Below are 256 nucleotides of genomic sequence, written 5' to 3'. Positions count from 1 at the left end.
CGGGCTTCGCGTCGGCGTCCGGAGCACGGCAGATGCCGGCGACCCGGTGCCGCTGCTCGATCTCGGCGACGTCGTGCTCCGCGCCGCGCTCGATGCCGACGCGCTCGCGATCGAGCTCGACGGCGGCGCGGCGGATGCGGTGCTGTCGACCGACGCGCCCGCATCGCTGCTCGCGCCGTCGGCGGTCGCCGGGCGGCTCACGCTGTCGCCGCCCGCCGCGGACGGCCGTCTCGAAGGTGCCGTCTCCGCGCGGCTC

At 78.1% G+C, this 256-nt stretch carries 1 protein-coding gene; it reads left to right on the top strand.

The features are described from left to right. The coding region (locus tag ACKX14_RS16200) for a hypothetical protein (protein ID WP_422449453.1) at window positions 1-256 on the top strand (256 nt) is incomplete at both ends.

This window comes from Thermorhabdus hydrogeniformans, from assembly GCF_049310025.1.
Lineage (GTDB): Bacteria > Bacillota > Thermosediminibacteria > Thermosediminibacterales > Tepidanaerobacteraceae > JBJYKD01.
This window is presented reverse-complemented; position numbering and strand designations above follow the sequence as displayed.